This is a genomic window from Ancylomarina longa, assembly GCF_003996985.1.
Taxonomy (GTDB): Bacteria; Bacteroidota; Bacteroidia; order Bacteroidales; family Marinifilaceae; genus Ancylomarina_A; species Ancylomarina_A longa.
On record NZ_RJJX01000193.1, the window covers coordinates 1 to 508 of the forward strand.

Here is a 508-nt window from a genome sequence, read left to right on the forward strand (position 1 = left end):
TTAAGTCATGTAAAATGCACCAGTTTTGAATGCCGTGAAAGGGCGAAGTTTCATAAGATGGTTCGTCAAAATGACCAAAAGGGTCGGGAATTCATCCTTGAATTACAGAAACAAGCTGCCAAGTGTAATTTCGGTGGTCAACTTTATGTGCAACTGAGAGATCGATTAATTGCAGGAATTAACATACCGAGTTTGGAAAGAGAGCTGTTAAGAATGCCAAACTGTTCCTTTCAAGATGCTAGAACTGCATGTATTAACTACGAAGCAGTCAATGAACTTGATATCCAGTTGATGAAGATTTCTAATACTTTGCTTAGTGGTCGTGATGAACTACAATCTCAGGGTCAATCAAACTTGCGTTCATTTAACAGTGATTCCTATTCTCGTGTAAATATGAAAGGTGTTTCAACAAGGAATTACAAAGCAAATCACAAAGGTGAGATGAAGTTTGGTAAAGGTTTATCATGTGGAAAGTTTCATGCTCGCAATCCATGTGTATTTCGTAATG

The 508-nt window shown here is 37.6% G+C and carries 1 protein-coding gene; it reads left to right on the forward strand.

Annotated features, from left to right (window positions below):
* Nucleotides 1–508: immunoglobulin domain-containing protein (locus DLK05_RS19190; protein ID WP_209319960.1), on the forward strand; the 508-nt coding region annotated here is incomplete at both ends.